The sequence below is a fragment of the Saccharomonospora saliphila YIM 90502 genome (genome assembly GCF_000383795.1).
Classification (GTDB): Bacteria; Actinomycetota; Actinomycetes; order Mycobacteriales; family Pseudonocardiaceae; genus Saccharomonospora; species Saccharomonospora saliphila.
In genome coordinates this window covers 1-1,448 of record NZ_KB912663.1, presented here as the reverse complement: position 1 = coordinate 1,448, position 1,448 = coordinate 1, and the positions used below count along the sequence as shown (strand labels likewise).

Genomic DNA, 1,448 nt, shown 5'->3' with positions numbered 1-1,448 from the left:
CCGCGCGAGGCGCTGGCGGGGGTGCTCGCGATCGACCGGTTCGTCGAACGGCTTCCCGCTCTCACCCGCGCCCGCGAGGCCGAGCAGGCCGCCCGGGTACGCACCGACGCCGACCTGCTGCCGCTGCTGCGCCGGGCGCTCGAACCCGCCTATCCACTGCCGCGCTACCTAGCCGCGCACGAGATCCTGGTCGAGACCTTCGGCATCGAGCGCGCGTTCGGGGCCCGCAGGAAGGTGCTGGTGCTCACCGGCGACGCGATCACCGAGCGGATGGCGGGCCCGGCGATCCGGGCCTGGAACATCGCCGACGTGCTCGCGCGGGAACACGACGTGCGCCTGGTGACGGTGAACCCGGTCGCCGACCCGCCGCCCGCACCGTTCGCGGTGAGCGCGGCCCGGCGGCGCGACCTCGGCGAACCGATCGACTGGGCCGACATCGTCGTGTTGCAGGGGCACGTGCTGGAGATGGCACCGGCGCTGCGGCGCGAGCACTCGCACAAGATCGTGGTCTGCGACCTGTACGACCCGATGCACCTCGAACTGCTCGAGCAGGGCCGCGACACCCCGGACGTCGAACGCGCCGCCGACCTCGACGGGGTGCGCCGGGTGCTCGACGCCCAACTCGAACGCGGCGACTTCTTTCTGTGCGCCTCCCAGCGGCAGCGCCACCTCTGGCTCGGCCACCTCACCGCGATCGGCAGGCTGACGCCCCGGCTCTACGACGCCGACCCGACGACCCGTTCGCTGCTCGCCGTGGTGCCGTTCGGCCTTCCCCCCGAGGCGCCCCGCCGGACCGGCCCCGGCCCGAGGGAGACCGTCGACGGCATCGGCCCCGACGACCGTGTGGTGCTGTGGGCGGGTGGGGTCTACAGCTGGTTCGACCCGCTCACGCTGGTGCGGGCGTTCGGCCTGCTCGGCACACGCCGCCCCGACGCGCGACTGGTGTTCCTGGGGATGCGCCACCCCAATCCGGAGGTCGGCGAGATGGACATCGGCGCGGCCACCGTGCGGTTGTCCGACTCGCTCGGCCTGACCGGCAAGCACGTGTTCTTCAACGAGCAGTGGGTGCCCTACGACCGGCGGCAGAACTGGCTGCTCGACGCCGACTGCGGTGTCACCACGCACTTCGAGCACGTCGAGACGACCTTCGCCTTCCGCACCCGGGTCCTGGACTACCTGTGGGCGGGCCTGCCGATCGTGACCACCGACGGGGACGCCTTCGCCGACCTGGTGCGCGCGGAAGGACTCGGCGTGGTCGTGCCCGCGGAGGACGTCGAGGCGCTGGCCGAGGCGCTGGAACGCTGTCTCTACGACACGGAGTTCGCCCGGGAGTGCACGCGCCGGATGGCCGCCGTGGCGGAGCGGTTCGCGTGGCCGACCGTGCTGGAACCCCTGGTGGAGTTCTGCCGCGACCCGCGTCCCGCCGCGGACCGGCTGCCGGGGGCCGG

Annotated in this window: 1 protein-coding gene; it reads left to right on the top strand. The window is 73.2% G+C overall.

The window, feature by feature from the left end; all coding sequences use genetic code 11:
* Positions 1-1,448, top strand: a 1,448-nt coding sequence (locus tag SACSA_RS0110570) for a glycosyltransferase family 4 protein (protein ID WP_019815729.1), incomplete at both ends; no start/stop codon positions are given.